This is a genomic window from Pseudonocardia sp. DxW, from assembly GCF_058448985.1.
In genome coordinates this window covers 237705-262827 of record NZ_JBZFLK010000004.1, presented here as the reverse complement: position 1 = coordinate 262827, position 25123 = coordinate 237705, and the positions used below count along the sequence as shown (strand labels likewise).

Genomic DNA, 25123 nt, shown 5'->3' with positions numbered 1-25123 from the left:
ATGGCCGCATCCACCGACGGGCCCGGCGAGGGCGCCGTGCTGGACGAGTCGGTCCGTTCCCGCGGGCTCGAGCCCGGACCTGGCATCCGGTCCGGTCTGCGCGGCCTGCCGTCGCGGCTCAATCCGGCAACGGTCGGCGCCGGCGTGGTCGCCGCGGTCTTCGGGTGCACCGGGCCCGCCCTGATCGTGATCGACGGAGCCTCCGCCGCCGGCGTCCCAGGCGTGATCATCTCGTCCTGGATCTTCGGGATCTACGTGTTCGGCGGGCTGATCTCGCTGTTCCTGGCACTGCGCTACCGGATGCCCGCGGTCGGCGCGTACTCCATCCCCGGCGCGGTGCTCGCAGTCGGGGCGCTCGGCTTCTACGAGTTCTCCGACCTGGTCGGGGCGTTCCTGGTCGCCGGCCTGCTCGTGCTGGCGCTCGGCCTCAGCGGGCTGATCGGCACGGTGGCCCGCCTGCTCCCGCTGCCCATCGTGATGGCGATGATCGCAGGGGCGCTGATCCGGTTCGGCACCGACGTGGTGAACGCGGCCGCGGCGGCGCCGTGGATCGTCGGCTCGGCGATCGCCGGGTTCCTGGTGCTGTCCCGGTTCGTGCCGTCGGTCCCGGGGGCGCTCGGCGCGCTCGGGGCCGGGCTGGTCGCGGCGATCGCGACCGGCGCCCTCTCCGGGGACGGCGCCGCCGTCGAGGGCTGGACCCTTCCGGTACTGGTCGTCCCTACCTTCGACGTGGGCGCGCTGCTCGCCGTCGCGCTGCCGCTCGCCGTTCTGGTGATCGCGGCGGAAAACGCGCAGGCCTACGGCGTGCTGCTCAGCCAGGGCTACCGGCCGCCGGTGAACGCGATGACGGTGGCCAGCGGCATCGGCGGCGCGCTGGCGCCGCTGTTCGGCGGGCACAACGCGAACATTGCCGGCCCGATGACGGCGATCTGCGCCGGTCCGCAGGCGGGCCCTGACAAGGACGCCCGGTACGCGGCGAGCGTGGTCAACGGTGTCGTGTTCATCGCCTTCGGCGTGCTCGCCGGCCTGGCGATGACCGCGGTGACGGCGCTGCCGGTCGAGTTGGTCTCGGCCGTCGCGGGCCTGGCGATGATCGGGGTGCTGGTCTCGTCGTTCCGTGGCGCTTTCGGCGAGGGCCGGTTCCGGGTGGGGGCGCTGACGGCGCTGGTCGTGGCCATGAGCGGGATCGCGCCGCTAGGGATCTCCAGCCCGTTCTGGGCGCTGGTGGCCGGCGTGCTCGGCTCGGCGGTCCTGGAGGGTCGCGACTTCAGGTCGGCGCCGGCGTGAGCCCGGTCGCCGGTGCGGCCGCGGGCCGCGCCCGGGCGGGCCGGGAGGGTCAGGCCGGCGGCGGCGGGGCCAGGCCAGGGACCTGACGGGTCCGCCCCCGGAACTCGGCGACGACCGCCCCGTCGGCGGTCCGGACCGTCACGTCGTAGAGCCCGGACCGCCCGGCCAGCGCGCGCTCCGCCGCCTCGGCGGTCAGCAGGTCGCCGGTCCGGGCCGGGCGCAGGAACGCGATGTCCGCGCCGGTCGCCAGTGCCGAGACGCCGTAGGCGTTGCACGCGTACGCCATCGCGGCGTCGGCGAGCAGGAACAGGTAGCCGCCGTGGCAGACGCCATGGCCGTTCGCGTGGTCCTCGCCGACCGTCATGGTGGCGACGGCGCGGCCCGGCGCCACCTCCGTCACCTCGACGCCCGCGATGCGGGCCGCCCGGTCCGCCGCCCGCATCGCGGCCGCGCTCTCGTCGGCGATCCGCTGACCGTCGGTGCCCGCACTGCCCGTCGTCGTCACCGGCACAGTCTCGCCCACCCGGCGCCCGCCGGCCGACGGGATGTCCCGACTAGGCTCGCCGGCATGAGCAGCGGGGCGGGGACCGTGACGGGCCAGCAGGGGCGTACCGCGCCGACCGGACCGCTCGAGCGGGTGCTGCTCGTCTGGGACGCCCCGAACATGGACATGAGCCTAGGCTCGCTGCTGGGCGCCCGGCCGACGTCGGCCTACCGACCCCGGTTCGACGCCGTCGGCCGCTGGCTGCTCGATCTCGCCGGCCCCGAGGCCGAGGCCGAGGCGTGCGTGTTCACCAACGTCGCCGCGGGCAGCATCGAGATCGTCCGGCCCTGGGTCGAGGCGCTGCGCAACGTCGGCTTCGCGGTCTTCGCCAAGCCGAAGAGCAGCGAGGACTCCGACGTCGACGACGACATGCTCGCGCACATCGACCTGCGCGCGGCCGAGGGCAGGCTGCGGCACGTCGTCGTCGCGTCCGGCGACGGGCGGGCGTTCAAGGACCCGCTGGAGAAGCTCGTCGAGTCCGGCACCGACGTCTCGGTGATCGGGTTCCGGGAGTACGCCGGGTTCGCGCTGTCCTCCGAGGTGATCTCGTTCCTGGACCTGGAGGACATCGACGGCGTGTTCCGGGAGCCGCTGCCGCGGGTCTCGCTGGACACGCTGCCCGACGAGGGCGCCTGGCTGCCGCCGTTCCGGTCCCTGCGCTCGCTGCTCGAGCGGCGCTGACAGTGGCGGTGCTGCAGCGGCTCACCGCCCCGGTGGCGCTGAGCTGCGCGCCGGGGTTCCCGGTCGTCCGCGACGCCGTGCTCGACGTCGACGACACCGGCCGGATCGCTCACTTCGGCCCGGCGACCGACGCACCGGCGACCGACGCCGTCGTCCGGCCGCTGCCCGGGCTGATCATGCCGGGCCTGGTGAACACGCACTGCCACACCCCGATGTCGCTGCTGCGCGGGATGGGCGGCGATCTCCCGCTGATGCCGTGGCTGACCGACGTGATGTGGCCGGCCGAGGCGCTGCTGACCGAGTCCGACGTGCACGCCGGGATGCTCGCCGGCTGCCTGGACCTGCTGCGGACCGGCTGCACCACCAGCGTCGAGATGTACTTCTTCACCGACGCGCTGACCGACGCCGTCCGGACCGCCGGATCGCGCGCCGTGCTGACGCCGGGGATCATCGCCGCGCCCGGCTGGGACCGGCTGGGCACCTGGGAGCAGATGCGCGACGACGTGTCGGCCCGGATCGACGCGCACGGCCTGCACCCGGGCGGGGACGGCCGGATCGAGCTGGGCTACGGCCCGCACTCGGCGTACACCCTCCCGCCCGGTGCGCTGGCGTCGATCTCCGAGCACGCCCGTGAGCGGGGCGCGCTGGTGCACACGCACGTCGCCGAGTCCCGCAGCGAGGACGCCCACCTGCGCGACGAGCACGGCTCGGTCCCGGCGATGCTGGACGCGGGCGGCGCGCTGGGCGGCCGGATCCTGGCCGCGCACTCGGTGCACCTGTCCGACGACGACATCGCCACCTACGCCCGGCACGGGGTCGCGGTCGCGCACTGCCCCGGCTCCAACGCCAAGCTCGCGGCCGGGACGGCGCGATTGCTGGACCTGCGCCGGGCCGGCGTCCCGGTGGGGCTGGGGACCGACGGCCCGGCCTCCGGTGACGACCTGGACCTGTGGCACCAGGCCCGGCTCGCCGGGCTGCTCGCCCGGATCGGGGCCGACGACGCCGCGGCGATCACCGCCGCCGAGGTGCTGCTGATGGGCACCGCCGACGCCGCGGCCGCGATCGGGCGGGACGACCTGGGCGTGCTCGAGGGCGGCCGGCGGGCCGACGTGGTGCACATCGACACCGACGACTCCGCGTTCGTCGCCCCGGAGGACGACGCCCAGCTGGTGTCGAACCTGGTGTGGGCCGGCGGCTCGCGGCTGGTGCGCGACGTGTGGGTCGGCGGCGAGCAGGTCGTCGCGGGCGGCGAACCGACGATGGCCGACCGCCGGGAGTCGCTCGCCGCGGTGCGAGCCGTCTCGGCCCGACTCCGAAAGGCGCTGGCGTCCTGAGAGGTCAGGGGCCGAGCACCGACGCCAGGTAGGGATCGGTGAACCGCCGCTCCGGGTCGAACCGGTCGCGGACCTCGCCGAACGCCGCCCAGCCCGGGTAGGCGACGGCCAGCTCGTCCGGCCCCCACTCGTGCCGGGTCGTCCAGCAGGGGCGGCCGCCCGCGTCCTCCAGGACGGCACCGGCCAGTCGGCGTACCGGCTCCTCCGCCGCGCCGCGGGTCCGGATCCGCAGGTAGGCGGTGTCCCGGCCGGACGCCGGGTGCAGGTGGCCGGTCTCGGCGGGTCCCAGCCGCACCCGGACCGGGCGCAGGTCGTGCCCCCGGGTGGCGACCGCGGCACCCAGCTCGCGGAGCACCGTGCCGAGCGCGGCGCGCGGCACCGCCCACTCGGCGAGATCGGGGTCCCACGGCTGCGGATCGGGCAGCACCTCGTGCGGCGGGCCGGCGGTCCCGGGTGCCCAGCGGTGCGGCGGCGGCCACGACGACCGCGCGGACCACCACGACGACGCCAGCCGGGACACCGCCCGGCCCCAGGTCCCGGCGTATCCGCCGCGGGCCTCGGCGACATCGGCGGGCAGGTCGTCGGTGTCCTCGGGCTCGGCCCACCGGACGATCGCCTGGCCGGTGTGCACCGCCACGTCGCACTCCGTCCAGGCGTACCCGGTCAGCACGCCGTCGGCGAGCAGCTCGCTGGTCCGGGTCGACTCCTCGTGCACCCGCAGCCTGCGCAGCGGCACCGTGCGCAGCTGCACGGCGGTGAGCACGCCGAGCGCGCCGAGGCCGCAGCGGGCGGCGTCCAGGTCCGATCCGGTCACCTCGCGGACCCGGCCCAGCCCGTCCACCAGCCGCACCGCCAGCACCTGGTCGGACAGCGACCCGACGGCCGGTTCGCCGCCGTACATCCCGAGCCCGGTGGCACCGGCGATGGTGGCCCGCGGCGCGTCCGGCACGGTCGCGAGCGCGCGCCCGGACGCGGCCAGCGTGGTGCACAGGGCGGCGATCGTCTCCCCGGCACGGACCCGCACGGTGTCCTCGGCGACCTCGACGACCCCGGTCAGCGCGGACGCGTCGAGCAGCACGTCGTCGGTCCGGACCAGCGGTCCCGGCGCCCGCGCCCCCGCTCCGGTCGGGCGCACCCGGGTGCCCCGCTCGGCGGCGCGCCGCACCGCCGTCACCACCCCGGCCTCGTCCAGCGGGCGGTCGGTGCGACGGGGTCCGGTCGCCGCGGCATCGGTGCTCATCGACTGCAGGGTAGAGCGCCCGGGCGTCACCGTGCGGAAGGATCCGGGTACGACGCGGCGACGTCACCCCGCACGACTTCGTCGAACGTGGTGACTCAGGTGACGGTGGTGACTGCAGTGTTCGGTGATGCTGCAGAACGGACTACGACAGACCCCTTGTGACCCGGACGGCCGCCCGTTACGGTCACACTCCGTGGCGATCATGTCGCCGCGTGAGGCAGGGCCGACGCCGTCCCCGCCTCGTCGAGCCCGCGCCTCCGGAATCGCGCTCCCCACGGTTCCGGGCCGGCTCGATCGCGTCCGGCACCGCCCGACCGTGCCGGCACGGGTACGCGCGAGGGCCGGGACGCCCGGTCGGCTCCCTCCGACCCGGCGTTCCGGCCCTCGCCTTGCGTGCTGACGACCCTGCTCCCCAGCCGGTCGTCACCCACCCCGCGGCCCAAGGTCTCCGCGGGACGTCTTCTCACCTCCCGGGACGTCCCGGGGGCGCGCTGGTTGCCTGCGCCGTGACGATCAGGCCGAACGGGTCAGCCGGTGCCGCCCGGCGCCGCCGAGCAGGTCGGCGACCGCCGCCCGGTCCGCGGCCCGCGCGGCGTCCCGACGGCGCCGCAGCATCGCCAGCGCGGCGTCGCCCGGGTCGTTCCAGGTGCCCCGGCCGACCGGCTCGGACTGCTGCGGGACCGGCGAGGCGAGCGGATCGGTGTGGAACGCGGCGACCGCGTCGGCGGTCTGCCGGGCGTCGGCGGCCGGGGCGCGGCGGGTGGTCCGGACGGTGCCGCGGTGCACCCGCCGCACGGCGTTGCCCGCGGAGCCGGAGCGCTGCCGGTCCCGCCACCCGCCGACGGTGAGCGAATGGAAGATCGGGGTCTCGTCCGCGATCTCGTTGTGCGACTCGTGCCGGCCCGGGAACGGCCATCCGTCCCGGGTGGCCCGCCGACGCCGGATCGACGACTCGAGACCGCCGGAACCGTGACCGCTGGATCCACTCTCGAACTCGTACACCCGCCGTACCTCCTGCTCGCTGACGTCGGTTGTGTGCCGCAACTGGTTCGCCCGAAGTCCGTACCCGTCGTACCGCCGTTCGGCCCACTCACTCCGTCAACGGGTGACACCCGAGCGGGGAAACGGCGGTTACAGCGACACCGGCAAGTGCGCTCGTACGGGTGGCGCAGCCCGGCCGTCACCCTGCGTCGCGTGTACGGAGAGTGTGTGTCCGGCGCTCTTGTGGAGCAGCGAGTAATTGTCAACCCGTCCCGAACCCGGGGCGGAGGTGTCGCTCCGGCTGCTCCTACCGGCTTCGGGGCACGTCCGGGCGGTGATCGGGCGGTGGGTGACCGGTCCGCCACCTGACGGTGTCACCGCCGGACCTCGGGGTGTCCACTACACGGGTGTAGTTCGACGCTGCGTCATCTCCGGTGGTCCACACTGCTCCGACCGCGCGGTGGCTGGGCCGTCCGAGGGGTGCGAGAGGTTCCCCGGATCGCGTGCCGGGCGGGCGTCGCCGGACGGCCGGTCGCCGGCGCGTCCCGGTCCGCGAGCCCGGATCGCCGGCACCGTCGTGCCGGTCGTCGGCACCGCCCTGCCGGACCGCCGGCACCGTCCCGGGGCGACGGGCCGGCCCCGGCCGGATACCGCCGGGTGGACCGCCCCGGCCGGGCCGGCGCTGGGCCGTCCGAGCGGACCTGGGTGCGGGCTCCGCGCGCGGCGGGCCGGCAGCCGGACCGGGGTCTAGCGTCGGGGTGATGGCGGACGGTGCGGGACCAGGCGACGGCCGGCCGGACCCCGGGACGGCCACCGACCCGGACACGACGCGCCCGGAGACCGCACGGCCGGACACCGCGCACCCGGACACCGCGCACCCGGAGACCGCACGGCCGGACACCGTGCAGCCGGGCATCGCGCACCTGGAGACCGGCACCGGGCACGATCCCGGGTCCTCCGCGGCCGCGCTCGCCGAGGGAGCCGGACCGCCCCTCGCCGAGCCCCGGGGCGGCGCGGCGTCCGATCCGGAGGCCGCCCTGTCCTGGTCCGACACCCCGCAGCAGGCCCCCGGGGCCCGGCGATCGCGCCGCCCGGCGGACCGCTCGGACGTCCCGGCACCGCTGCGGGTGGCCTCCGAGATCTGCGCCCGGATGCTGGTCATCGCGGCCGGACTGGCACTGATGATCTTCCTGGTGATCCAGCTGCGGGTGGTCGTCATCCCGGTCGCGATCGCCGTGCTGCTGGCCGCGCTGCTCGCCCCCCTGGTCCAGTGGCTGCACGACCGGCGGGTCCCGCGCGGGGTCGCCACCGGGCTGGTGATGGTCACCGGGCTGGCCGCGCTCGGCGGGCTGCTGACCCTCGTCGTCAACACCCTGGTCGACGGCACCGCCGACCTGATCGGGCAGCTCACGATCAGCGTGGCGTCGCTGCAGGGCCTGGTGGACGCCACCCCGTTCCAGGTCGACGTCGAGCAGCTCGGGAACCAGCTGCTGGAGACCCTGCAGGACAACCAGCAGACCCTCACCTCGGGTGCGGTGAGCACCGCGACGACGGTCGGCGAGGTGCTGGCCGGTTTCGCGCTGTGCCTGTTCGCACTGATCTTCATGCTCTACGACGGCCGCCGGATGTGGGGCTTCCTGCGGCTGCTCGCACCGGTCGGCCGGCGCGAGCGGGTGGACGTCGCCGGTCGGCGCGCGTTCGCCTCGCTGGTCGGCTACGTGCGGGCGACGGTGCTGGTCGCGATCGTCGACGCGACCGGGATCGGCCTCGGGCTGTGGATCACCGGCGTACCGCTGGCGCTGCCGCTGACGGCGCTGGTGTTCGTCGGCGCCTTCATCCCGATCGTCGGCGCCGTGGTGACCGGGGCGATCGCCGTGCTGATCGCGCTGGTCGCGAACGGCCTCGGGACCGCGCTGATCGTGCTCGGTGTCGTGCTGGCCGTGCAGCAGCTGGAGAGCCACGTGCTCCAGCCGGTGCTCCTCGGACGCGCCGTGCGGCTGCACCCGCTGGCCGTCGCGCTGGCCGTCGCCGCCGGCGTGGTGATCGCCGGCATCGTCGGTGCGCTGCTCGCGGTCCCGCTGCTGGCGGTGCTCACCGCCGCCGTGCGCTCGCTCGTCGCACCCCGGGAGGTCACACCCGAGGCCGTCGATCCGCTGCGGCCGCGCGACGGGAACCCGCCCGCCGAGCTCACCGGGAGATCGTGAACCCTGCCGGGCGGGCGAACCGGTGGGACGATCGGTCCGTGCGCTATCTCGTCACGGGAACGACCGGGTACATCGGTGGACGGCTGGCACCGCGGCTGCTGGGGCACGGCCCGGAGGCCGATCTGGTGCCCGACCCGGACGCCGGCCCGGTGCACGTCCGCTGCCTGGTCCGGAACCCGGACAAGCTCGCGGACGTCCCGTGGGCCGGCGACGCCGAGATCGTCACCGGGGACCTGCTCGATCCGGAGAGCGTCCGGGAGGCGTGCCGGGACGTCGACGTCGTCTACTTCCTGGTGCACTCGCTGTCCGACTCGGACTTCGCCTCGCTCGACCGGCGGGCGGCGCTGATCCTCGGTGAGGCCGCGCGCGAGGCCGGCGTGCGGCGGATCGTCTACCTGGGCGGGCTGCACCCGGACGGCGACCCGGCCGAGCTGTCGGCGCACCTGGCGTCCCGGGTCGAGGTCGGGGAGACGCTGCTGCGGTCCGGGGTGCCGACCGTCGTGCTGCAGGCGGCGGTGATCCTCGGCTCCGGATCGGCCAGCTTCGAGATGCTGCGCCACCTCACCGAGCGGCTCCCGGTGATGGTCACCCCGCGCTGGGTGCACAACCGGATCCAGCCGATCGCGGTGCGCGACGTGCTGCGCTACCTGATCCGGGCGGCCGAGCTGCCCGGGCGGCTGAACCGGACGTTCGACATCGGCGGGCCGGAGATCCTCACCTACGTCGAGATGATGCAGCGCTACGCCGCCGTCGCCGGGCTGGGCCGCCGGCGGGTCGTCCCGGTGCCGGTGCTGTCGCCGTCGCTGTCCGCGCACTGGATCAACGTCGTCACGCCGGTGCCGAAGTCGATCGCGACCCCGCTGATCGAGTCGCTGGTGCACGAGGTGGTCTGCTCCGAGCAGGACATCCTGGGCTACGTGCCCGACCCGCCGGAGGGCCGGATCGGCTACGACCGGGCGGTGCGGCTGGCGCTGTCCCGGATCACCGACGGCGAGGTCGAGACCCGCTGGTCCGGCGCGACCGTGCAGAACGTGCCGTCCGATCCGCTGCCCAGCGACCCGGAGTGGGCGGGCGGCAGCGTCTACCTCGACGAGCGCGAGCAGGACTGCGGCGCCTCACCCGAACGGCTGTGGACGGTCGTCAAGGGCATCGGCGGGGAGCGCGGCTGGTACTCGTTCCCGCTGGCCTGGTCGGTGCGCGGATGGATGGACCGGGCCGTCGGCGGGGTCGGGCTGGCCCGCGGCCGCCGCGACCCGGACGACCTGCACACCGGCGACGCGCTGGACTGGTGGCGGGTGGAACGGCTGGTGGAGCCCGGCAGCGACAGCCGGCACGGGGACAGCCGGAACGGGGACGGGGCGGCGCTGCTGCGGCTGCGGGCCGAGATGAAGGTCCCGGGCCGGGCCTGGCTGGAGATGACGGTCCGGCCCCGCGACGGCGGATCGACCTACCATCAGCGCGCGGTGTTCATCCCGCACGGGCTGCCCGGGTTCCTGTACTGGTGGTCGGTCGCGCCGTTCCACGGGATCGTCTTCGGCGGGATGGTCCGCAACATCACCAGGACCGCCGAGCGGGCCGACGACGGCGCACCCGACACCCCGCCGGCGAGCCGCAGGCCGTCCTGGCTGCGGTCCCGCCGGTCCGCCGGCCGCGCCGCCTGATCCCGGTCAGCCCGCGGCGTCGCGGCCCCACAGCACCGGCGGTGCCGACGGGTTCAGCGCGGCCCGCAGCACCGCCGACTCGCGCTCGGACACCGAACGGGCGAAGTGCAGCACGACGGCCTCGGTGTCGCCGGCCGCGTCCAGCAGCTCGCGCAGCGCCTGCGCGGTCTCCTCCTCGCGGGTGGCGGCCGGGCGGTAGAGATAGGCCCGGCCGTCGAGTTCGCGCCGGACCCAGCCCTTGCGGTGCAGGTTGTCCAGCACCGTCATGACGGTGGTGTAGGCCAGCGGGCGGGCCGGTGCGAGGCGGGCCCGGACGTCCCGGACGCGGCACGGTGCGGCACCGTCCCACAGCACGTCCATCACGGCTGCCTCGAGCTCACCGAGTCGACCTCGCATGGTGCCTCCCGGTCTACGAGGGTAACCGCAACCCCCCATGCGCCCCAGGGCTCCGTCCGGCGGACCGCTCCGCCGCCACCCGGCCGAGCAGCCGCGGAGCCGGATCGAGGACGACCCACCGGCCCCCGGCCGCCTCGATCCCCGGCAGCTCCGCGCGCACCTCGTCGGCGAGCTCCGGCATGAACAGCACGACCCGGTCGGGCTGCAGCCGCGCCAGCTCCGCCGGGGCGACGACGGGCACGTCGGTGCCGGGCATCCGCCTGCCCTGCTTCGCCGGCGCCGCGTCGCCGACCGCCGCGAGCAGGTCCGACCGGATCCCGGCCCGGCAGACCAGGGGGACCGACCGCGACGCGGCGCCGTAGGCGGCGACGGTGCGGCCCGCGGCACGCTCGGCGACCAGCCAGGCGTGCAGCGCGCCGGTGCCGTCGGCGGCGGCCTGCAACCGGCCCAGCCCGGCCGCGGTCCGGACCCCGAGCCCGTCCTCGGCGCTGAGCAGCCGCCGGGCCCCGGCGTCCGGCTCGGCCCCGGCCCGGGCGGTGACCAGCAGCGTTCCGCCGGAGAGCGGGTACCACCAGGCGCGGTGCAGGCCGATCCCGTGCCCGCGCAGCGCCGCGTCCAGCGCGGGCAGCGACCAGTAGGCGTGGTGACCGTGCCGCAGGTCGTACCACTGGCCCTCGCGCAGCACGGTGCCCAGCGACAGGAGCTGCAGGGCGAGCGTCCCGCCCGGCGCGAGCAGGGCCGCGCGGCGGCGCAGCGCGGTCCGCTGGTCCGGCTCGTGCAGCAGCCCGTAGACGTCGACCACCAGGTCGGCGGGCCCGGCCCCGGGATCCGCCGGATCGAGCGCGGTCATCCCCCGGCCGGTCAGCCGGGGCAGCCAGGACTCGCCGTGCGGGCTGCCGAACTCGGCCACCCGGCCGCCGGTACGGACCAGGCCGGCGTCGGCGAGCCGGGCGACCGACCGGTCGCTCTGCGCGGCGAACGCCAGCGGCTCGACGCCGTGCAGCTCCTCGGCGACCGGCACGTCATCGGCGAGCTGGGCCAGGCCGCAGCGCCCGCACAGCCACATCCGCAGCGGGGCGACCGGATCGGGCAGCGGCGCGTCCCGCAGCGGCATGCGGTCCCACGGGGGCTGTTCGCCGAGGTCGAGGACGATCTCGCCGCGATCGGAACGGCAGGCGCGGCAGCGCACCGGTTCCGGCATGGCGCCCACCCCCGATCAACTATGGGCGACAGTAGTCCGCGACGGCGGCCACGCCTCGGCCACCCGTTCGGAGCAGTACACATTCGCCGAGCGTCACCGACGGCGTTCTCTCTCGTTGTCGTCCCGGGTACGAGAAACGGGCCGGGGCCCGGACACGCCACCGGGCGTGACCGGAGCGGCCGGGGGGGGGAGCGGCGGGTGAGCGTGCTGAGGACCGTGGTGCCGGGGTCGCTGCTCGTCGGGCCGCCGGGGCCGGACGCGTTCGCGGTGCGCCGCAGGCGCCGGGTGGCCCGGGACGCGGTGGACGGCCTGCACCTGCACCGGGCCGAGGCGGTGCTGCTCGACGTGTCCCGCGGAGCCGGCTACGCGGTCGTGATCGACGCCCGCCCGGAGGCCGAGACGTTCGGCCGGCTCGCCGTGTCCGTGCTGGACGGCGGGCGGCTGCTGCTGGTCCCGCCCGGCTGCCTGCACGGCGTGCAGGCGCTCACCGACGGCACGATCGTCGAGACCCGGTCGGCGGCCAGGCCGAGCCGCCGGGACCGGGCGACCGTCGATCCCGACGACCCGGACCTCCAGCTGCGCTGGCTGCGGTCCCGGCCCGCCAGGACACCGGCCCCGGACCGCTCGTGGACCGGTCTGTGCAGCAGGCTCGGCGCCCCGGCCGGGCCCCGGCGGGACCGCGTCTCCATCTGGTGACCCGGGCCGGTGCGGCGTGAGCACAGGCACTGTGACCCCGTTCGCCCGGCTGTCAAGGTCACGATCAGGTCACGTAGTCTGCCCTGAACGCCCGGATCGACGTCGCCCCAGGCTCCCCACCGGTGCTCCCGTGCGCCGGTCGAGACTCCGAGGGGTGCTCCTGTGCTGAGCGAGCGCGAGACACGGCGGCTGCACGAGATCGAGATCCGGCTGCGGCTCACCGATCCACGCCTGGTGCGCCGGTTCGCGGCGCTCACCGGCGCGAACCGGCCGGCCGGCCCGGGGCGCGCGCTGCGTCCGGCCACCCCGGGGAGCCTGCTGCGTCCGGCCGCGCCGGGAAGCCTGCTGCACGGCCCGGGCGGGTCGGGTCGTTCGGTGCACGGGGCCGGGCCGCTGCCGTCGGTGCTGCTGGGGGTGTCCCTGCTGGTGCTGCTGGCCGGAGCGGTCATGGTCGCGGTGCCGGTGGTGATCGCCGGGATCGTGCTCGCCGCGCTGTCGCTGGGCGTCGCGGCCACCGTGCCGCGGCGGCGCCGACCCGGGGGCTGAGCGGGCCGCCGGGCCACGCTCACCGCGCCGGTCGCGCCGGGCCGGCCCGGCCGCCTGACACCCCGTGCCGCGGCCACCGCCGCGCTGCCGCCACGTCCCGCGCTGTCGCCACGTCCCGCGCCGCGGTCAGCGGGCCGCACGCCACGTCGTACCGGCCGCCCGCGCGCCCGGTGCTGCCGCTGCCCGGCGCTCAGCCGTGCGCGAGATCGGAGAACCGGCTGTAGTGCAGCTGGTGCGCCACGGTGATCGTCGTCGTCGGACCGTTACGGTGCTTGGCCAGGATCAGGTCCGCCTCGCCGGCCCGCGGGTCGTCCTGCTCGAAGGCGTCCGGGCGGTGCAGCAGCACCACCATGTCGGCATCCTGCTCGATGGATCCGGACTCACGCAGGTCGGACAGCATCGGCCGCTTGTCGGTCCGCTGCTCGGGACCACGGTTCAGCTGGCTCATCGCGACCACCGGCACCTCGAGCTCCTTGGCGAGCAGCTTGATCTGCCGGGAGAACTCCGAGACCTCCTGCTGGCGGGACTCGACCTTGCGGCCCGAGGTCATCAGCTGCAGGTAGTCCAGGATGATCAGCTTCAGGTCGTTGCGCTGCTTCATGCGGCGCGCCTTGGCCCGGATCTCCATCAGCGTCAGGTTCGGCGAGTCGTCGATGTAGAGCGGCGCCTCGGAGATCTCCGACATCCGCCGCGCCATCCGCGTCCAGTCCTCGTCGGACATCCGGCCGGCCCGCATGTCGGCCAGCCGGATCCGTGCCTCCGCCGACAGCAGACGCATGACGATCTCGGACTTGCTCATCTCCAGGGAGAAGAACGCGCTGGTCATGCCGTTCTTGATGGAGCAGGAGCGGGCGAAGTCCAACCCCAGGGTGCTCTTCCCGAGCCCGGGCCGGGCCGCGACGACGACCATCTGCCCGGGGTGCAGACCGTTGGTGACCGCGTCGAGATCGGCGAACCCGGTGGGGACGCCGGAGGACATACCGCCGCGGGAGGCGATCGCGTCGATCTCGTCCATCGTCGGCTGGAGGAGCTCCTCCAGCACCGTGTAGTCCTCGGTGGTGGTGCGCTCGGTGACCTCGTACACGGCGGCCTGCGCCCGGTCGACGACCTCGTCGACCTCGCCGCCCTCGGCTCCGTGGTAGCCGAGCTGCACGATCCGGGTGCCGGCCTCGACCAGCCGGCGCAGGATCGCCTTCTCCCCGACGATCTCCGCGTAGTACGCCGCGTTCGCCGCGGTCGGCACCGTCGCGATGAGGGTGTGCAGGTACGGCGCGCCGCCCAGGCGCACCAGCTCGCCGCGGCGCTGCAGCTCGGCCGACACGGTCACCGCGTCGGCCGGCTCACCGCGGCCGTAGAGGTCCAGGATCGTCTCGTAGACCGTCTGGTGCGCGGGACGGTAGAAGTCCTCCGGGCGGAGCACCTCGACGACGTCGGCGATCGCGTCCTTGCTCAGGAGCATGCCGCCCAGTACCGACTGCTCCGCGGTGAGATCCTGCGGCGGCTGACGATCGAAGGTGCCGCTCCCGCTGCCGGAGCCGCCCGCCTGGTCCTCGTCGCGAACGGCTCGAGGCCGGCCGGTGGGACGATCGTCCGTCAGAGCCATACGCAGCGTCACCCCCGGTGGACAGCATAGCGAACACACGTTCGAAGCGCGAGAGCCGTCCTCGGCGTACTCGCGTGGGTCTCCCGTGATGGTCCGGCCCGGGCGCCCGCCACCGGGCCGCCGGTCGTGCGGGCGGGTGCGGGACGTACTGCCGAGCCGGTCGGACCGAGGCTAGGTCGGCGCACACCCCCGGCACCAACCGGCCTGGTGATCAACCTGGGGACGGACTGTGCACGACCGCCGCCCATCCCGGGACCGTGCTGTGGACAACCTGGGGACAGCGCATCGATTTCTGCCATCATCGCTGGTCAGTGGCATGGGGACAGCTGTGGACAACATCGCTCTGGCGTGTCGTCGCAGGGCCGCTTCCGGCGTGTCGGAGTGCGCCGGACACCGTTCACCGCCCGGCGCGTCCACAGCCCCGCCCGACGAGCCGATCGTCACCGCGCGGCGTGTCGTCTGTGTGACAGCGGATCCGGTCCGTCCTCACCCGACCGGGCGGACCCGTCCACTCGCGACTCCGGAGCGCGTCCGCGGACCGGTCGCCGACCCGTCGCGGGCGGGTCCGTACATACGACAGAGCGGTGCCCGGAGCACTCGGCTCCGGACACCGCTCTGACTACTCTCAGTGGTCGACCGACCACCGCACCGCTCAGCTCGCGACGACCGCGATCGGCAGCTCGGTGGTGACCTCCGGGTGCAGGCGCACCTGCACCTGGTGCTTGCCCAGGGTCTTGATGTGACCCGGGACGTCGACGATCCGCTTGTCCAGCGTCGGACCGCCGGACGCCTTGACCGCCTCGACGACCGCGGTCGGGGTGACCGAGCCGAACAGCCTGCCGTTGTCGCCGGCCTTGGCCGGGACGGTCACGTTCAGGTTGCGCAGCTGCGAGTCGACCTGCTGGGCGTGCCCGAGGTCCCGGATCTCGCGGGTCTTCTGGGCCCGGCGGATCTGCTCGACCTGCTTCTCGGCACCACGGGTGGCGACGACCGCGAGCTTGCGCGGCAGCAGGTAGTTGCGGCCGTAGCCGTCCTTGACCTCGACGATGTCGCCGGGCGCGCCCAGGTTCGGGACGTCGGCGTTGAGGATGAGCTTCATCTGCGTTCTCCTCGTCAGCGCGCGGTCGAGGTGTAGGGCAGGAGGGCGACCTCGCGGGAGTTCTTGACCGCGACGGCGACGTCCCGCTGGTGCTGACGGCAGTTGCCGGTCACCCGACGGGCACGGATCTTGCCCCGGTCCGAGATGAACTTCCGCAGCAGACCGGTGTCCTTGTAGTCGATCAGCTGGGCCTTGTCCTTGCAGAACGCGCAAACCTTCTTCTTCGGCTTGCGCACGATGGCCTTGGCCATGGTGGTGCTCCTGGTGGGTCTACCGCCCGTGACGGGCGGTGGGTACGTGGATCAGAAAGGGGGCTCGTCGTCGGACGCCGCGCCGCTCCCGGCGGGCGGGGCCGAACCCCAGGGGTCGTCATAGCCGCCGCCGGAGTTGCCTCCGCCGGAGCCGCCGCCCTGCTGGCCGCCGCCGCCACCGCCGTCGTAGCCGCCGCCACCGCCGCCGCCACCGAAGCCGCCGGAGCCTCCGCCCCGGCTGACCTTGTTGACCTTGGCGGTCGCGTAGCGCAGCGAGGGGCCGACCTCGTCGACCTCCATCTCCACGACGGTGCGCTTCTCGCCCTCACGGGTCTCGAAGGACCGCTGCCGCAGCCGCCCCTGCACGACGACCCGCGCACCGCGGGTCAGCGACTCGGCGACGTTCTCCGCCGCCTGCCGCCAGATGTTGCAGCGCAGGAACAGCGCCTCGCCGTCCTTCCACTCGCCGGACTGGCGGTCGAAGGTCCGCGGCGTCGACGCGACGGTGAAGTTGGCGACCGCGGCGCCGGAGGGGGTGAACCGCAGCTCGGGATCGGCCGTCAGGTTTCCCACGACGGTGATCACGGTCTCGCCGGCCATGACAGCCCCTCTCAGCCGGCGGCGGGCGCCGGCGTGCGGGTGACGTCCTTGCGCAGCACCTTGGTGCGCAGCACGGACTCGTTCAGACCCAGCTGGCGGTCCAGCTCGGCGACGGTGGCGGGCTCCGCGGCGATCTCGACGACCGCGTAGATGGCCTCGCTCTGCTTCCTGATCTCGTAGGCCAGCCGGCGCTTGCCCCAGACCTCGATCTTCTCGACCGATCCGCCGTCGCTCTTCACGACGGTGAGGAACTGCTCCAGGGACGGCTGCACGGTGCGCTCGTCCAGGCTGCCGTCCAGGATGACCATGACCTCGTAGTGACGCATGAGAACCACTCACCTCCTATGGACTCGAAAACGGTCACGGCCCGGACGGCCGTGACAGGAGGTTCTCAGTGCCCCCCGACAGAATCGCCGCACGGCCGGAGCCGGCAGCGGACCTGCGGGATGACCGGGCAAGGCTACCAACGGCCGTCCGGCGCCCCACCTGCGGGTACGCGGGCGCCCGGGCGGTTCTGTCGGGGGCGCTCGCTACCGTGACCCGCATGCAGATCGGAGCACACGTCCGCGACGCCGAGGACCCGCTGGCCGCGGCCGAGGAGGTGGGGGCCGAGGTGATCCAGCTCTTCCTCTCCGACCCGCAGGGCTGGAAGAAGCCGCCGCCGCACCCGCGGGCCGCCGAGCTGGCCGGGTCCGGGGTCGCGGTCGTGGTGCACGCCCCCTACACCGCGAACGTGGCGTCCACGAACAACCGGATCCGGATTCCGTCCCGCAAGATCGTGCAGCAGCACCTGGCCGGCGCGGCCGAGGTCGGCGCGTTCGGCCTGGTGGTGCACGGTGGTCACGTCACCGCGGGCGAGGACCCGGCCGCCGGGATCGACAACTGGCGCAAGTTCGTCGAGCGCCAGGCCGGCGAGCACGGCTTCGACGTGCCGGTCCTGATCGAGAACACCGCGGGCGGGGACAACGCGATGGCCCGCCGGTTCGACGCGCTCGGCCGGCTGTGGGACGCGGTGGGCGAGTTCGGCGTCGGGTTCTGCCTGGACACCTGTCACGCGTTCGCCGGCGGGGAGGAGCTGGCCGGGATCGTGGCGCGGGCGAAGGCGATCACCGGCCGGATCGACCTGATCCACCTGAACGACTCGCGCGATCCGTTCGACTCCGCCCGCGACCGGCACGCCAACATCGGTGCGGGCACCATCCCGCCCGACGAGCTGGCCGCCGTGGTCGCCGAGGCCGGCGCGCCGGTGGTCGTGGAGACCCCGGCCGAGGGCCAGGCCGCCGACATCGCGTACCTCCGCGAGCACACGCGGAGCTGAGTCACCGCCAGGCGAACACCGGCTGTTCCAGGTGCGCCACCCTGGTCGGCCGCCCGTGCAGCACGACCTCCCGGAACTGGTGCAGCACCGCACCGGTCGGAGCGTGCACGTAGCGGTCGAACAGCGGCACCTGGATCACCGGGGACCCGGACTCCGGGATGGTCAGGAAGCGGGGTTCGCGGTCGATCTCGGCGAGCGGGAGCCGGTGCAGCTCCGCGACCTCGTCCGGGTTCGGGAACGGCTCCCCGGCACCGCCCGCCCAGAGCACCACCGGCGTGATGACGTACCCGGAGCGGGTGGGGTAGTCGTCGAGCAGGCCGAGCACCCGGTCCGGGCCGAGGTCCAGGCCGACCTCCTCGGCCACCTCGCGGCGGGCGGCCTGCTCGGCCGTCTCGCCCGCGTCGAGCCGGCCGCCGGGCAGTGCCCACTGGCCGGAGTGCGCGCGTAGCGACCGGGCCCGGCGGGTGAGCACGAACGCGACCTCGGTGGCCAGCGGGCCGTCGCCGGTCGCACCCGGCACCGGGAGCAGCGTCATCGTGACCGACGCGGGCCGCTTCCCGGCCCGCTCGGTGTCGGTCGCGGCGCGCCGCTGCAGCACCGGCAGCGCCGCCTCGATCCGTTCCCGCAGCCGCTGCTGCACCCGGTCCGGGACCACCGCGTCGTCGCCCATGCCCCGATACTTCCGCACCCGTGCGCGGTGGCCCGCCTCGCGAGACCACCGTCACCCGTCACCGAGATGCAGCTCAGCGGGCGCATCGCACACCGGAACGCCCGCTGAGCTGCATCTCGGCGGGGTGCGGGGCGGAGCGGGGCGGGGCGCGGTGCGGCGGGGCGGGGTGCGGCGGGTCAGGTGCGGGCCGCCACCCGGGTCGCGGGCGGCCAGACCGGGTCGGGCGCGGTGTCCCGCCCGCGCCGCAGGATCTGCCGCACCACCAGCACGCACAGTGCCACCACGACGGCGTCCCGGACCAGGACGGTGACCAGGAACGGCTCCATCGGCAGGCCCTTGTCGGCCACGCCGAGGTACTGGTACATCCGCGGCACCCAGACCAGGGCGTCGATCACCATCCAGCCGAGCAGCAGCCGCCAGCGCGGGATCGCCAGCACCGCGAGCGGCACCAGCCAGAGCGAGTACTGCGGGCTCCACACCTTGTTGAACAGCAGGAACGCGGCGACGCACAGGAAGGCGAGCTCCGCGACGGCCGGCGGTTGCGGGGCGCGCAGCGCGAGCCAGGCGATGGCGGCGACGGCGAGCACCATCAGCACCGCGGTGACCGCGTTCAGGATGGTCGGCGGGGCCCCGTCGACGAGTGGGCCGTCGAACCCGGCCCAGCCGGTGAACCAGCTCAGCGAGTACCAGATCGAGTCCGGATCGGCCGGACGGGTGCGGTTGAGCAGGAAGAACTCGGCCCATCCGCGCGGCCAGGCGAGCGCGACCGGCACGTTGACCGCGGCCCAGGCGGCGACCGCGGCGCCGGTCGCCCAGCCGGCCCGCACCAGGCCGCCGCCGGGGCGGCGCCGCCACCCGACGAGCAGGATCGGCACCAGGAGCAGCAGCGGGTAGAGCTTCGCGGCGGCGCCGAGCCCGATCAGGACGCCGGCCCAGCCGGGCCGGTCCCGGCGCAGCGCCAGCAGGGCGCCGGTGGCGAGGGCCACGGTGAGCGCGTCGAAGTTGGTGAACACGTGCACCAGGGCCAGCGGGGACAGCGCGACCAGCGCGGCGTCCCACGGCCGGTTCGGCCGCAGCCGCAGCACCGCCCAGACCACCGTGAGCCAGGCCGCCGACAGCCAGAAGGCCGTCATGTTGAAGTAGACGACGACGTCGAGCGCGGTCGGCAGCGGCAGCCGCTCCGCCAGCCACTGCCAGCCGTCGGTGAGCTGCGCGTTGAGGTACTGGAAGAACCCGGTGAGCACCGGGTACTCCATCCAGCGCTCGACCCGGGTGCCGTCGGAGCGGGTCTCGAACCAGGCGTCTCGGTAGGGGACGCCGTCGTCGGCGAGCCCCTCCAGGCCGTAGAGCGGGACCGTGTCGGAGTAGCACATCGCCACGTACTGGCGGTCGTTACGCCAGTCGAGCGCCAGCACGCCGTCCGCGGTGCGGTACTCCTGCAGGCAGGCTGCCTTGCCGAGCCAGCTCATCGCCAGCACGACGACGGCGAGCAGCAGCACGGCCCGCAGCGGCGTCCAGTAGCGGGCCCGGCCGATCAGCGCGTGCCTGCCGAGCGGGCCGCCGACCAGCCGGCTGGCCGAGCGGGCGAGCGGCTCGGTCCAGCTCGGGACCTCGCGGACGGTCGGGCCGTCCCCGGTGTGCGGTTCCCCGGGGGGATCGGCGCCGGGGCGGCCGGGGTCGCTCAGCCCCCACCGCCGTTCGGGTCGTCGGAGCCGTCCTGGCCGCCGCCGGAGTCCGGGCCGCCGCCGTCGGAGAACGGGTCGCCGTTCTCGAACGGGTTGCGGTCGCCGCCCCCGTCGCCACCGGAGCCGTCGTCCGAGGAGTCGCCGTCGCCGCCGGAGCCGTCGCGCCCGGAGCCCTCGTCGCCGTTGCGGTCCCGGCCCTCCTCGGGCTCCCGGCTCGGCTCCGCGCTCTCCCCGGCCGAGGACGAGTCGTCGCCGGAGCCGGTCTCGGCGGAGACGTTGCGGGCCGGCGGGGCCTCGCCGATCGGCCGGAAGCTGGAGAACTGCTCGGGCGGGGTGCCGCGCAACACGTCGTCCATGAACGACTGCCAGATCTGGCCGGGCAGCATCCGGCCGAAGATCGCGTTGCCGGAGGCGTTGCGGATCGGCGAGTTGTCGTCGGTGCCGACCCAGACGGCGGTGGAGACCGACGGCGTGTAGCCGACGGTCCACGCGTCGTTGTTCTGGCCCTCGACCGAGCTCTGCACGGTGCCGGTCTTGACCGCGACCGGGCGCCCGCCGTTGAGGCCGATCCGGGACGAGCTCGCGACGTCGGTCATCGACTCGGTGACGTTGCGCGCGACCTCCTGGGGCATGACCTGCTCGCCGTCGTCGGTCCCGCCGCGGTCGTAGATCACCCGGCCGTCGTTGGCGGTGACCTTGCTGACCATGTACGGCGCGCGCTTCACGCCATCCGCGGCGAACGTCGCGTAGGCCGCCGCCATGTCCTTCGGGTGCACCTCACGGTCGCCGAGCGAGATGCCGCCGGTCGGGTCCGGCAGCAGGTCGGCGGGGATGCCGGCCTGGTGCGCGGCATCGGCGACGCGCGCCGGGCCGACGTCGAGGCCCATCCGGTAGAAGACGGTGTTGATCGACTTGGTCATCGCCTCCTTGACCGAGCAGTTCGCGCAGCTCACGCCCTCGGAGTTGGTGACCCGGGTACCGGCCAGCGTCTGCGGCGACGACCCGTCGTAGGTGGTGCCCAGGCCGATCGGGTCGGGCGCCTGCAGCGCCGCGGCGACCACGAACGGCTTGAACGACGACCCGGGCTGCTTCAGCACGGACGCGTAGTCCAGCCCGACGCCGTTCTCGCCGCCGTAGTAGGCGATCACGGCACCGGTCCGCGGATCGACCGACACCAGCGACGAGCGCAGGTTCTCCGGCTGCCCGTCCAGGCTCTGCGCGACGGCCTCGGCGGCCTCCTCCTGGGCGGCCGGGTCGATCGTGGTGGTGATCGTGAGCCCCTGGGTGTTGAGCTCGGTCTCGGAGATCCCGAGGCCCTCGAGCTCACCGCGGGCTGCGTTGTAGATGTGTCCCCGGTCGTCGCCGGGGATGCCGCCGCCCTCGGCGGCGGACGACTCGTTCCAGCGGGGGAACTGCTGCTGGTCCCGCTCGGCGTGGCTGAGCCAGTTCTGCCCCACCATGCCGTCGAGCACGAAGTTCCAGCGCTGCTGTGACATCTCCAGGTTCTTCGCCGGGTCCCAGCGCGACGGCGACTGGATCACGCCGGCGAGCATCGCCCCCTCGGAGACGCTCAGCTCCGACACGTCCTTGCCGAAGTACGCCTGGCTGGCCGCCTGCACGCCGTAGGCCCCGCGGCCCAGGTAGATCGCGTTCAGGTAGTTCTCCAGGATCTGTTCCTTGGTCATCTCCTTGGAGATCTTCGCCGCCAGCACCACCTCGCGGAACTTGCGGAACAGCGAGTTCTGGTCGTTCCCGGTGGTCACCTTGATGTACTGCTGGGTGATCGTCGAGCCGCCGCCGATGCCGCCGGTCAGCTGGTTGATCACCGCCCGGCCGATGCCGGAGATGTCGAAGCCGGGATTGGAGAAGAAGCTGCGGTCCTCGGCGGACAGCACGGCCTGCTGCACGGGCACCGGGATCCGGTCCAGCGTGACGCTGGTGCGGTTCACGTTGCCGGGCCGCACCGTCGCCAGCGGCGCGCCGTCGGCATAGGTGAACGTCGCCACCTGGGTGACCGCGATGTCGTCGGCGGCCGGCACCGGGAAGACCAGCCAGCCGATCGCGAAGGCGACCAGCGGGCCGAGCACGGAGACCCCGGCCGCGGCGATGAGCCAGTTCCGGATCCGGCGCCTGCGGCTCGGCCTGCGCCCGTCGCCGCCGTCACCGCCGGGGCGGCGGCCGTCGGTGCGGCCGGGCGGCCCGGGCGGGCCACCGGTCCGGCCCGGCGCCGCGGCCGGCGCGGGAGCACCGCCGCGGGGCGGGCCGGGCCGCTGCGGGGACGGCGGGGCCTGCTGGGCGCCGTGGGCGACCGCGCCGAAGTTGCCGATGCCGGAGTCCTCGTGGGTCAGCAGCGGTGGCGGCGGCTGGGGGAGCGGCCGGGGCCTGCCCCCCTGCGGGACGGGCGGGGGCGCGCCGGGCGGCCCCGGGCGCGGGTTCGGGCCCGGACGGCCGGGGGGCGGTCCGGGTGGCGGTCCGGCCGGTGGCGGGGCCGGCGGACCGGGCCGGCGGGGCCCGGCGCCGGGGCGGGGAGCCGGCGGGGGGAGCGGGCGGCCGGGGGGAGGCGGCGGTCCGGGCGGCGGGGTGTGTCGGGGGTCACGCTCGTCGTTCACCGGGGCGGCTCCGTGGGGTGCGGTCTCGCTGGTCCGCCGGTCGCCGGGTCGGGGGTGCCCGGGACGGCGGTGGTCGGTGGCCGGACCCGCGCCACGGCGGGCCCGGTGGGCTCCGGCGCGCGGTCCGTGATCGGCGGGCGGGCCGGCGGGCGGGGCGACATGGGCTCAGCCACCCGCCGTCCGGCGGCCGCCGCGCGGACGGCCGGTGCCGAGGACGAACGAGCGGACCAGATGGTTCCACTGGCAGGTCCGGCAGACCTCGACCACGTGCACGGTGAACTCGCGATGGTGCGCCGCGAGCTGCTCCAGGTCCTCGGTGGAGCGGGCCGAACCGGAGATGTGCCGCAGTGCCTCGCCGAACACCCAGGACACCTGGCTGAGCTGGTCCCGGCGGCAGACCGGGCAGATCTCGTCGACGGTCCGGCCGTGGAAGCGGGCGGCACGCTGCAGGTAGGCACCGGCGTCGCACACCTCCTCGGGATCGACCCGACCGGCACGGACGTCTGCCAGCAGCGCGCGGCGCTGCAGGGCGTAGTCCACCACCTGTCGCGGGCTGAGCACTCGACCAGGGTACGCGCGACCGTGATCCGCGCCGACCGCCCGCCCCGTGCCAGTGGCCCGTTCCGTGCCTGGTCGGGGCACTCGTCCGGATCGGTGGTGGTTGTGACGACGATCATTCGACGAGCGAACCGATGTATCGGGCCGATATGGTCGGGCCGCGGTCCGTCCGGGATCGCGCGGCAGCGAGGGGGGCGTGCGGTGCTGGAGTTCGCCGTTCTCGGGTTGCTCCAGGAAGGACCGCTGCACGGCTACGAGCTGCGCAAGCAGCTCGGCCGTCGGCTGGGTGGTCTGCGGGCATTCTCCTACGGCTCGCTCTACCCGGCACTGCGCAGGCTGCTGCGGGCCGGACTGATCGCCGAGACCGGGCCGGATCCCGCCGACGTCGAGCGTGCGGTCGGGGCCGGCTGGTCCCGGCGCGGCCGCCGCGTGTACCGGATCACCGCAGAGGGCAAGGAACGGTTCGGCGAGCTGCTCGACGACGCCGGACCGCAGGCGTGGGAGGACGGCAGCTTCGGCGTGCACCTGGCGTTCTTCTCGCGGACGCCGGCCGACACGCGACTGCGGATCCTGGAGGGCAGGCGCCGGGCGGTGGAGGAGCGCCGGGACGGCCTGCGCGCCGCGCTCGGCCGGACCGGCGAGCAGATCGACCGCTACACCCGCGAGCTGCACCGCCTCGGGCTGGAGAGCTCCGAGCGCGAGGTGCGCTGGCTGAACGAGCTGATCGCGGCCGAGAACGCCGAACAGCCGCACGAGACCATCCCCGGCGACGGCGCCGGAACGGACGCCGGACCCGGGTCCGGCGGGGAACGACAGGACGAGACAACAGGAGGAGCCTGACATGAGCCAGGTTCGGGTCGCGGTCGTCGGCGTGGGTAACTGCGCGGCGTCGCTGGTCCAGGGTGTCCACTACTACGCGGACGCCGACCCGTCGACCCAGGTCCCCGGCCTGATGCACGTCGACTTCGGCGGCTACCACGTCCGGGACGTGACGTTCGTGGCCGCGTTCGACGTCGACGCCAAGAAGGTCGGCCACGACCTCGCCGACGCCATCTCGGCCAGCGAGAACAACACCATCACGATCGCGGACGTGCCGCCGCTCGGGGTGGCCGTGCAGCGCGGCCCGACCCTGGACGGCCTCGGCCGCTTCTACCGGGAGACGATCACCGAGTCCGACGACGAGCCGGTCGACGTCGCGCAGGCGCTGCGCGACGCGGGCGCCGACGTGCTGGTCTCCTACCTGCCGGTGGGCAGCGAGGAGGCGGACCGGCACTACGCCCAGGCCGCGCTGGACGCGGGCGTCGCGTTCGTCAACGCGCTGCCGGTGTTCATCGCGTCCGATCCGGTGTGGGCGGAGAAGTTCCGCGCCGCGGGCGTGCCGATCGTCGGCGACGACATCAAGTCCCAGGTCGGCGCGACCATCACGCACCGGGTGCTGGCGACGCTGTTCGAGGACCGCGGTGTGCAGCTCGACCGCACCATGCAGCTCAACGTGGGCGGGAACATGGACTTCCTGAACATGAAGGAGCTGGACCGGCTGGAGTCCAAGAAGGTCTCCAAGACCCAGGCGGTGACCTCCCAGGTGGACCGGGACATGGGCCGGGGCAACGTGCACATCGGCCCGTCCGACTACGTCGCCTGGCTGGACGACCGCAAGTGGGCCTACGTCCGGCTGGAGGGCCGGGCGTTCGGCGACGTCCCGCTGAACCTGGAGTACAAGCTCGAGGTCTGGGACTCGCCGAACTCGGCCGGGATCATCATCGACGCCGTCCGCGCGGCCAAGATCGCCAAGGACCGCGGCATCGGCGGACCGCTGCTGTCGGCGTCGAGCTACTTCATGAAGTCGCCGCCGGAGCAGTACCGCGACTCCGTCGCGCGGGACAAGGTGGAGGCCTTCATCCAGGGCGAGATCGACAGCTGATCATTTTCTCAGGGCATCGGCCCGGCAGCGACCACGCA

General features: G+C 74.5%; 24 protein-coding genes. 10 read left to right on the top strand and 14 right to left on the bottom strand.

Annotated elements, in window-relative coordinates:
• On the top strand, window positions 1–1287 hold the full coding sequence (locus tag ACVJO7_RS08520) for a benzoate/H(+) symporter BenE family transporter (RefSeq protein WP_491672397.1): 1287 nt from the start codon (window positions 1–3) through the stop codon (window positions 1285–1287).
• Window positions 1288–1336: 49 nt separating this feature from the next.
• Here ACVJO7_RS08520 and paaI read toward each other — a convergent pair whose 3' ends face one another.
• A complete protein-coding gene (gene paaI / locus ACVJO7_RS08515) occupies window positions 1337–1729 on the bottom strand; it encodes a hydroxyphenylacetyl-CoA thioesterase PaaI (RefSeq protein ID WP_491672466.1) in 393 nt (130 codons plus the stop codon).
• Between the two features lie 126 nt (window positions 1730–1855).
• On the opposite strand from paaI, the gene ACVJO7_RS08510 reads away from it, so the two are divergent.
• Window positions 1856–2512 (top strand): NYN domain-containing protein, encoded by a 657-nt coding sequence (locus tag ACVJO7_RS08510; RefSeq protein WP_491672396.1) that lies wholly within the window; start codon window positions 1856–1858, stop codon window positions 2510–2512.
• Window positions 2513–2514: 2 nt separating this feature from the next.
• A complete protein-coding gene (locus ACVJO7_RS08505) occupies window positions 2515–3846 on the top strand; it encodes an amidohydrolase family protein (protein WP_491672395.1) in 1332 nt (443 codons plus the stop codon).
• A 4-nt stretch (window positions 3847–3850) separates the two neighbouring features.
• Here the strand turns inward: ACVJO7_RS08505 and ACVJO7_RS08500 are convergent, their stop codons facing one another.
• Both ACVJO7_RS08500 and ACVJO7_RS08495 read right to left on the bottom strand, forming a co-directional pair.
• Window positions 3851–5086, bottom strand: a complete 1236-nt coding sequence (locus tag ACVJO7_RS08500; protein WP_491672394.1) for a D-arabinono-1,4-lactone oxidase — start codon at window positions 5084–5086, stop codon at window positions 3851–3853.
• Between the two features lie 513 nt (window positions 5087–5599).
• The gene (locus tag ACVJO7_RS08495; protein WP_491672393.1) at window positions 5600–6088 is read right to left on the bottom strand and encodes a hypothetical protein; all 489 of its coding nucleotides are present in this window, start codon (window positions 6086–6088) and stop codon (window positions 5600–5602) included.
• A 740-nt stretch (window positions 6089–6828) separates the two neighbouring features.
• On the opposite strand from ACVJO7_RS08495, the gene ACVJO7_RS08490 reads away from it, so the two are divergent.
• A complete protein-coding gene (locus ACVJO7_RS08490; protein WP_491672392.1) occupies window positions 6829–8271 on the top strand; it encodes an AI-2E family transporter in 1443 nt (480 codons plus the stop codon).
• Between the two features lie 38 nt (window positions 8272–8309).
• Complete coding sequence (locus ACVJO7_RS08485; protein ID WP_491672391.1) at window positions 8310–9932, top strand: SDR family oxidoreductase; 1623 nt, start codon at window positions 8310–8312, stop codon at window positions 9930–9932.
• Between the two features lie 6 nt (window positions 9933–9938).
• Here the strand turns inward: ACVJO7_RS08485 and ACVJO7_RS08480 are convergent, their stop codons facing one another.
• Window positions 9939–10328, bottom strand: coding sequence for a BlaI/MecI/CopY family transcriptional regulator (locus ACVJO7_RS08480; RefSeq protein ID WP_491672390.1), 390 nt, complete (start codon window positions 10326–10328; stop codon window positions 9939–9941).
• A 13-nt stretch (window positions 10329–10341) separates the two neighbouring features.
• Complete coding sequence (locus tag ACVJO7_RS08475; RefSeq protein ID WP_491672389.1) at window positions 10342–11529, bottom strand: methyltransferase C-terminal domain-containing protein; 1188 nt, start codon at window positions 11527–11529, stop codon at window positions 10342–10344.
• A gap of 198 nt (window positions 11530–11727) precedes the next feature.
• Between ACVJO7_RS08475 and ACVJO7_RS08470 the strand changes: the two genes are divergently transcribed.
• Entirely contained in the window at window positions 11728–12225 is a 498-nt protein-coding gene (locus ACVJO7_RS08470) for a dTDP-4-dehydrorhamnose 3,5-epimerase family protein (RefSeq protein WP_344030572.1), read from the top strand.
• A gap of 162 nt (window positions 12226–12387) precedes the next feature.
• The gene (locus tag ACVJO7_RS08465) at window positions 12388–12771 is read left to right on the top strand and encodes a DUF3040 domain-containing protein (protein ID WP_491672388.1); all 384 of its coding nucleotides are present in this window, start codon (window positions 12388–12390) and stop codon (window positions 12769–12771) included.
• A 190-nt stretch (window positions 12772–12961) separates the two neighbouring features.
• Here the strand turns inward: ACVJO7_RS08465 and dnaB are convergent, their stop codons facing one another.
• The 5 genes from dnaB to rpsF all read right to left on the bottom strand — a co-directional run bounded on the left by dnaB (window position 12962) and on the right by rpsF (window position 16650).
• Window positions 12962–14374 (bottom strand): replicative DNA helicase, encoded by a 1413-nt coding sequence (gene dnaB / locus ACVJO7_RS08460; protein ID WP_491672387.1) that lies wholly within the window; start codon window positions 14372–14374, stop codon window positions 12962–12964.
• 652 nt (window positions 14375–15026) lie between these two features.
• Window positions 15027–15473 carry a 50S ribosomal protein L9 gene (gene rplI, locus ACVJO7_RS08455; RefSeq protein ID WP_344030580.1) on the bottom strand — a complete coding sequence of 149 codons (447 nt, stop codon included), beginning with the start codon at window positions 15471–15473 and terminating at the stop codon, window positions 15027–15029.
• 14 nt (window positions 15474–15487) lie between these two features.
• Window positions 15488–15724: a 30S ribosomal protein S18 gene (rpsR, locus tag ACVJO7_RS08450; RefSeq protein WP_085915038.1), complete on the bottom strand. Its 237-nt coding sequence runs from the start codon at window positions 15722–15724 to the stop codon at window positions 15488–15490.
• A 51-nt stretch (window positions 15725–15775) separates the two neighbouring features.
• Entirely contained in the window at window positions 15776–16324 is a 549-nt protein-coding gene (locus ACVJO7_RS08445) for a single-stranded DNA-binding protein (protein ID WP_344030583.1), read from the bottom strand.
• A gap of 11 nt (window positions 16325–16335) precedes the next feature.
• Complete coding sequence (gene rpsF, locus ACVJO7_RS08440) at window positions 16336–16650, bottom strand: 30S ribosomal protein S6 (protein ID WP_344030597.1); 315 nt, start codon at window positions 16648–16650, stop codon at window positions 16336–16338.
• Window positions 16651–16868: 218 nt separating this feature from the next.
• Between rpsF and ACVJO7_RS08435 the strand changes: the two genes are divergently transcribed.
• The gene (locus ACVJO7_RS08435) at window positions 16869–17642 is read left to right on the top strand and encodes a deoxyribonuclease IV (protein ID WP_344030586.1); all 774 of its coding nucleotides are present in this window, start codon (window positions 16869–16871) and stop codon (window positions 17640–17642) included.
• Between the two features lies 1 nt (window position 17643).
• On the opposite strand, the gene ACVJO7_RS08430 is transcribed toward ACVJO7_RS08435, so the two are convergent.
• The 4 genes from ACVJO7_RS08430 to ACVJO7_RS08415 form a co-directional block, all read right to left on the bottom strand.
• A complete protein-coding gene (locus ACVJO7_RS08430) occupies window positions 17644–18312 on the bottom strand; it encodes an NUDIX hydrolase (protein ID WP_491672386.1) in 669 nt (222 codons plus the stop codon).
• A gap of 176 nt (window positions 18313–18488) precedes the next feature.
• Window positions 18489–19811: a glycosyltransferase family 87 protein gene (locus ACVJO7_RS08425; RefSeq protein WP_491672385.1), complete on the bottom strand. Its 1323-nt coding sequence runs from the start codon at window positions 19809–19811 to the stop codon at window positions 18489–18491.
• A 182-nt stretch (window positions 19812–19993) separates the two neighbouring features.
• Window positions 19994–22606 (bottom strand): transglycosylase domain-containing protein, encoded by a 2613-nt coding sequence (locus ACVJO7_RS08420; RefSeq protein ID WP_491672384.1) that lies wholly within the window; start codon window positions 22604–22606, stop codon window positions 19994–19996.
• Window positions 22607–22771: 165 nt separating this feature from the next.
• Window positions 22772–23167 carry a DUF5318 family protein gene (locus tag ACVJO7_RS08415; RefSeq protein ID WP_491672383.1) on the bottom strand — a complete coding sequence of 132 codons (396 nt, stop codon included), beginning with the start codon at window positions 23165–23167 and terminating at the stop codon, window positions 22772–22774.
• Window positions 23168–23365: 198 nt separating this feature from the next.
• Between ACVJO7_RS08415 and ACVJO7_RS08410 the strand changes: the two genes are divergently transcribed.
• Window positions 23366–24004, top strand: coding sequence for a PadR family transcriptional regulator (locus tag ACVJO7_RS08410; RefSeq protein WP_344023802.1), 639 nt, complete (start codon window positions 23366–23368; stop codon window positions 24002–24004).
• 1 nt (window position 24005) lies between these two features.
• Window positions 24006–25085 (top strand): inositol-3-phosphate synthase, encoded by a 1080-nt coding sequence (locus ACVJO7_RS08405; protein ID WP_491672382.1) that lies wholly within the window; start codon window positions 24006–24008, stop codon window positions 25083–25085.
• The last annotated feature ends 38 nt before the right edge of the window (window positions 25086–25123 follow it).

Coding starts and splice junctions, on each gene's coding strand:
- ACVJO7_RS08445 (WP_344030583.1), bottom strand. CDS start 16,324: ATGGCCGGCGAGACCGTGATCACCGTCGTGGGAAACCTGACGGCCGAT.
- dnaB (WP_491672387.1), bottom strand. CDS start 14,374: ATGGCTCTGACGGACGATCGTCCCACCGGCCGGCCTCGAGCCGTTCGC.
- ACVJO7_RS08430 (WP_491672386.1), bottom strand. CDS start 18,312: ATGGGCGACGACGCGGTGGTCCCGGACCGGGTGCAGCAGCGGCTGCGG.
- ACVJO7_RS08500 (WP_491672394.1), bottom strand. CDS start 5,086: ATGAGCACCGATGCCGCGGCGACCGGACCCCGTCGCACCGACCGCCCG.
- ACVJO7_RS08510 (WP_491672396.1), top strand. CDS start 1,856: ATGAGCAGCGGGGCGGGGACCGTGACGGGCCAGCAGGGGCGTACCGCG.
- ACVJO7_RS08490 (WP_491672392.1), top strand. CDS start 6,829: ATGGCGGACGGTGCGGGACCAGGCGACGGCCGGCCGGACCCCGGGACG.
- rplI (WP_344030580.1), bottom strand. CDS start 15,473: ATGAAGCTCATCCTCAACGCCGACGTCCCGAACCTGGGCGCGCCCGGC.
- rpsR (WP_085915038.1), bottom strand. CDS start 15,724: ATGGCCAAGGCCATCGTGCGCAAGCCGAAGAAGAAGGTTTGCGCGTTC.
- ACVJO7_RS08435 (WP_344030586.1), top strand. CDS start 16,869: ATGCAGATCGGAGCACACGTCCGCGACGCCGAGGACCCGCTGGCCGCG.
- ACVJO7_RS08475 (WP_491672389.1), bottom strand. CDS start 11,529: ATGCCGGAACCGGTGCGCTGCCGCGCCTGCCGTTCCGATCGCGGCGAG.
- ACVJO7_RS08480 (WP_491672390.1), bottom strand. CDS start 10,328: ATGCGAGGTCGACTCGGTGAGCTCGAGGCAGCCGTGATGGACGTGCTG.
- ACVJO7_RS08405 (WP_491672382.1), top strand. CDS start 24,006: ATGAGCCAGGTTCGGGTCGCGGTCGTCGGCGTGGGTAACTGCGCGGCG.
- paaI (WP_491672466.1), bottom strand. CDS start 1,729: ATGCGGGCGGCGGACCGGGCGGCCCGCATCGCGGGCGTCGAGGTGACG.
- rpsF (WP_344030597.1), bottom strand. CDS start 16,650: ATGCGTCACTACGAGGTCATGGTCATCCTGGACGGCAGCCTGGACGAG.
- ACVJO7_RS08520 (WP_491672397.1), top strand. CDS start 1: ATGGCCGCATCCACCGACGGGCCCGGCGAGGGCGCCGTGCTGGACGAG.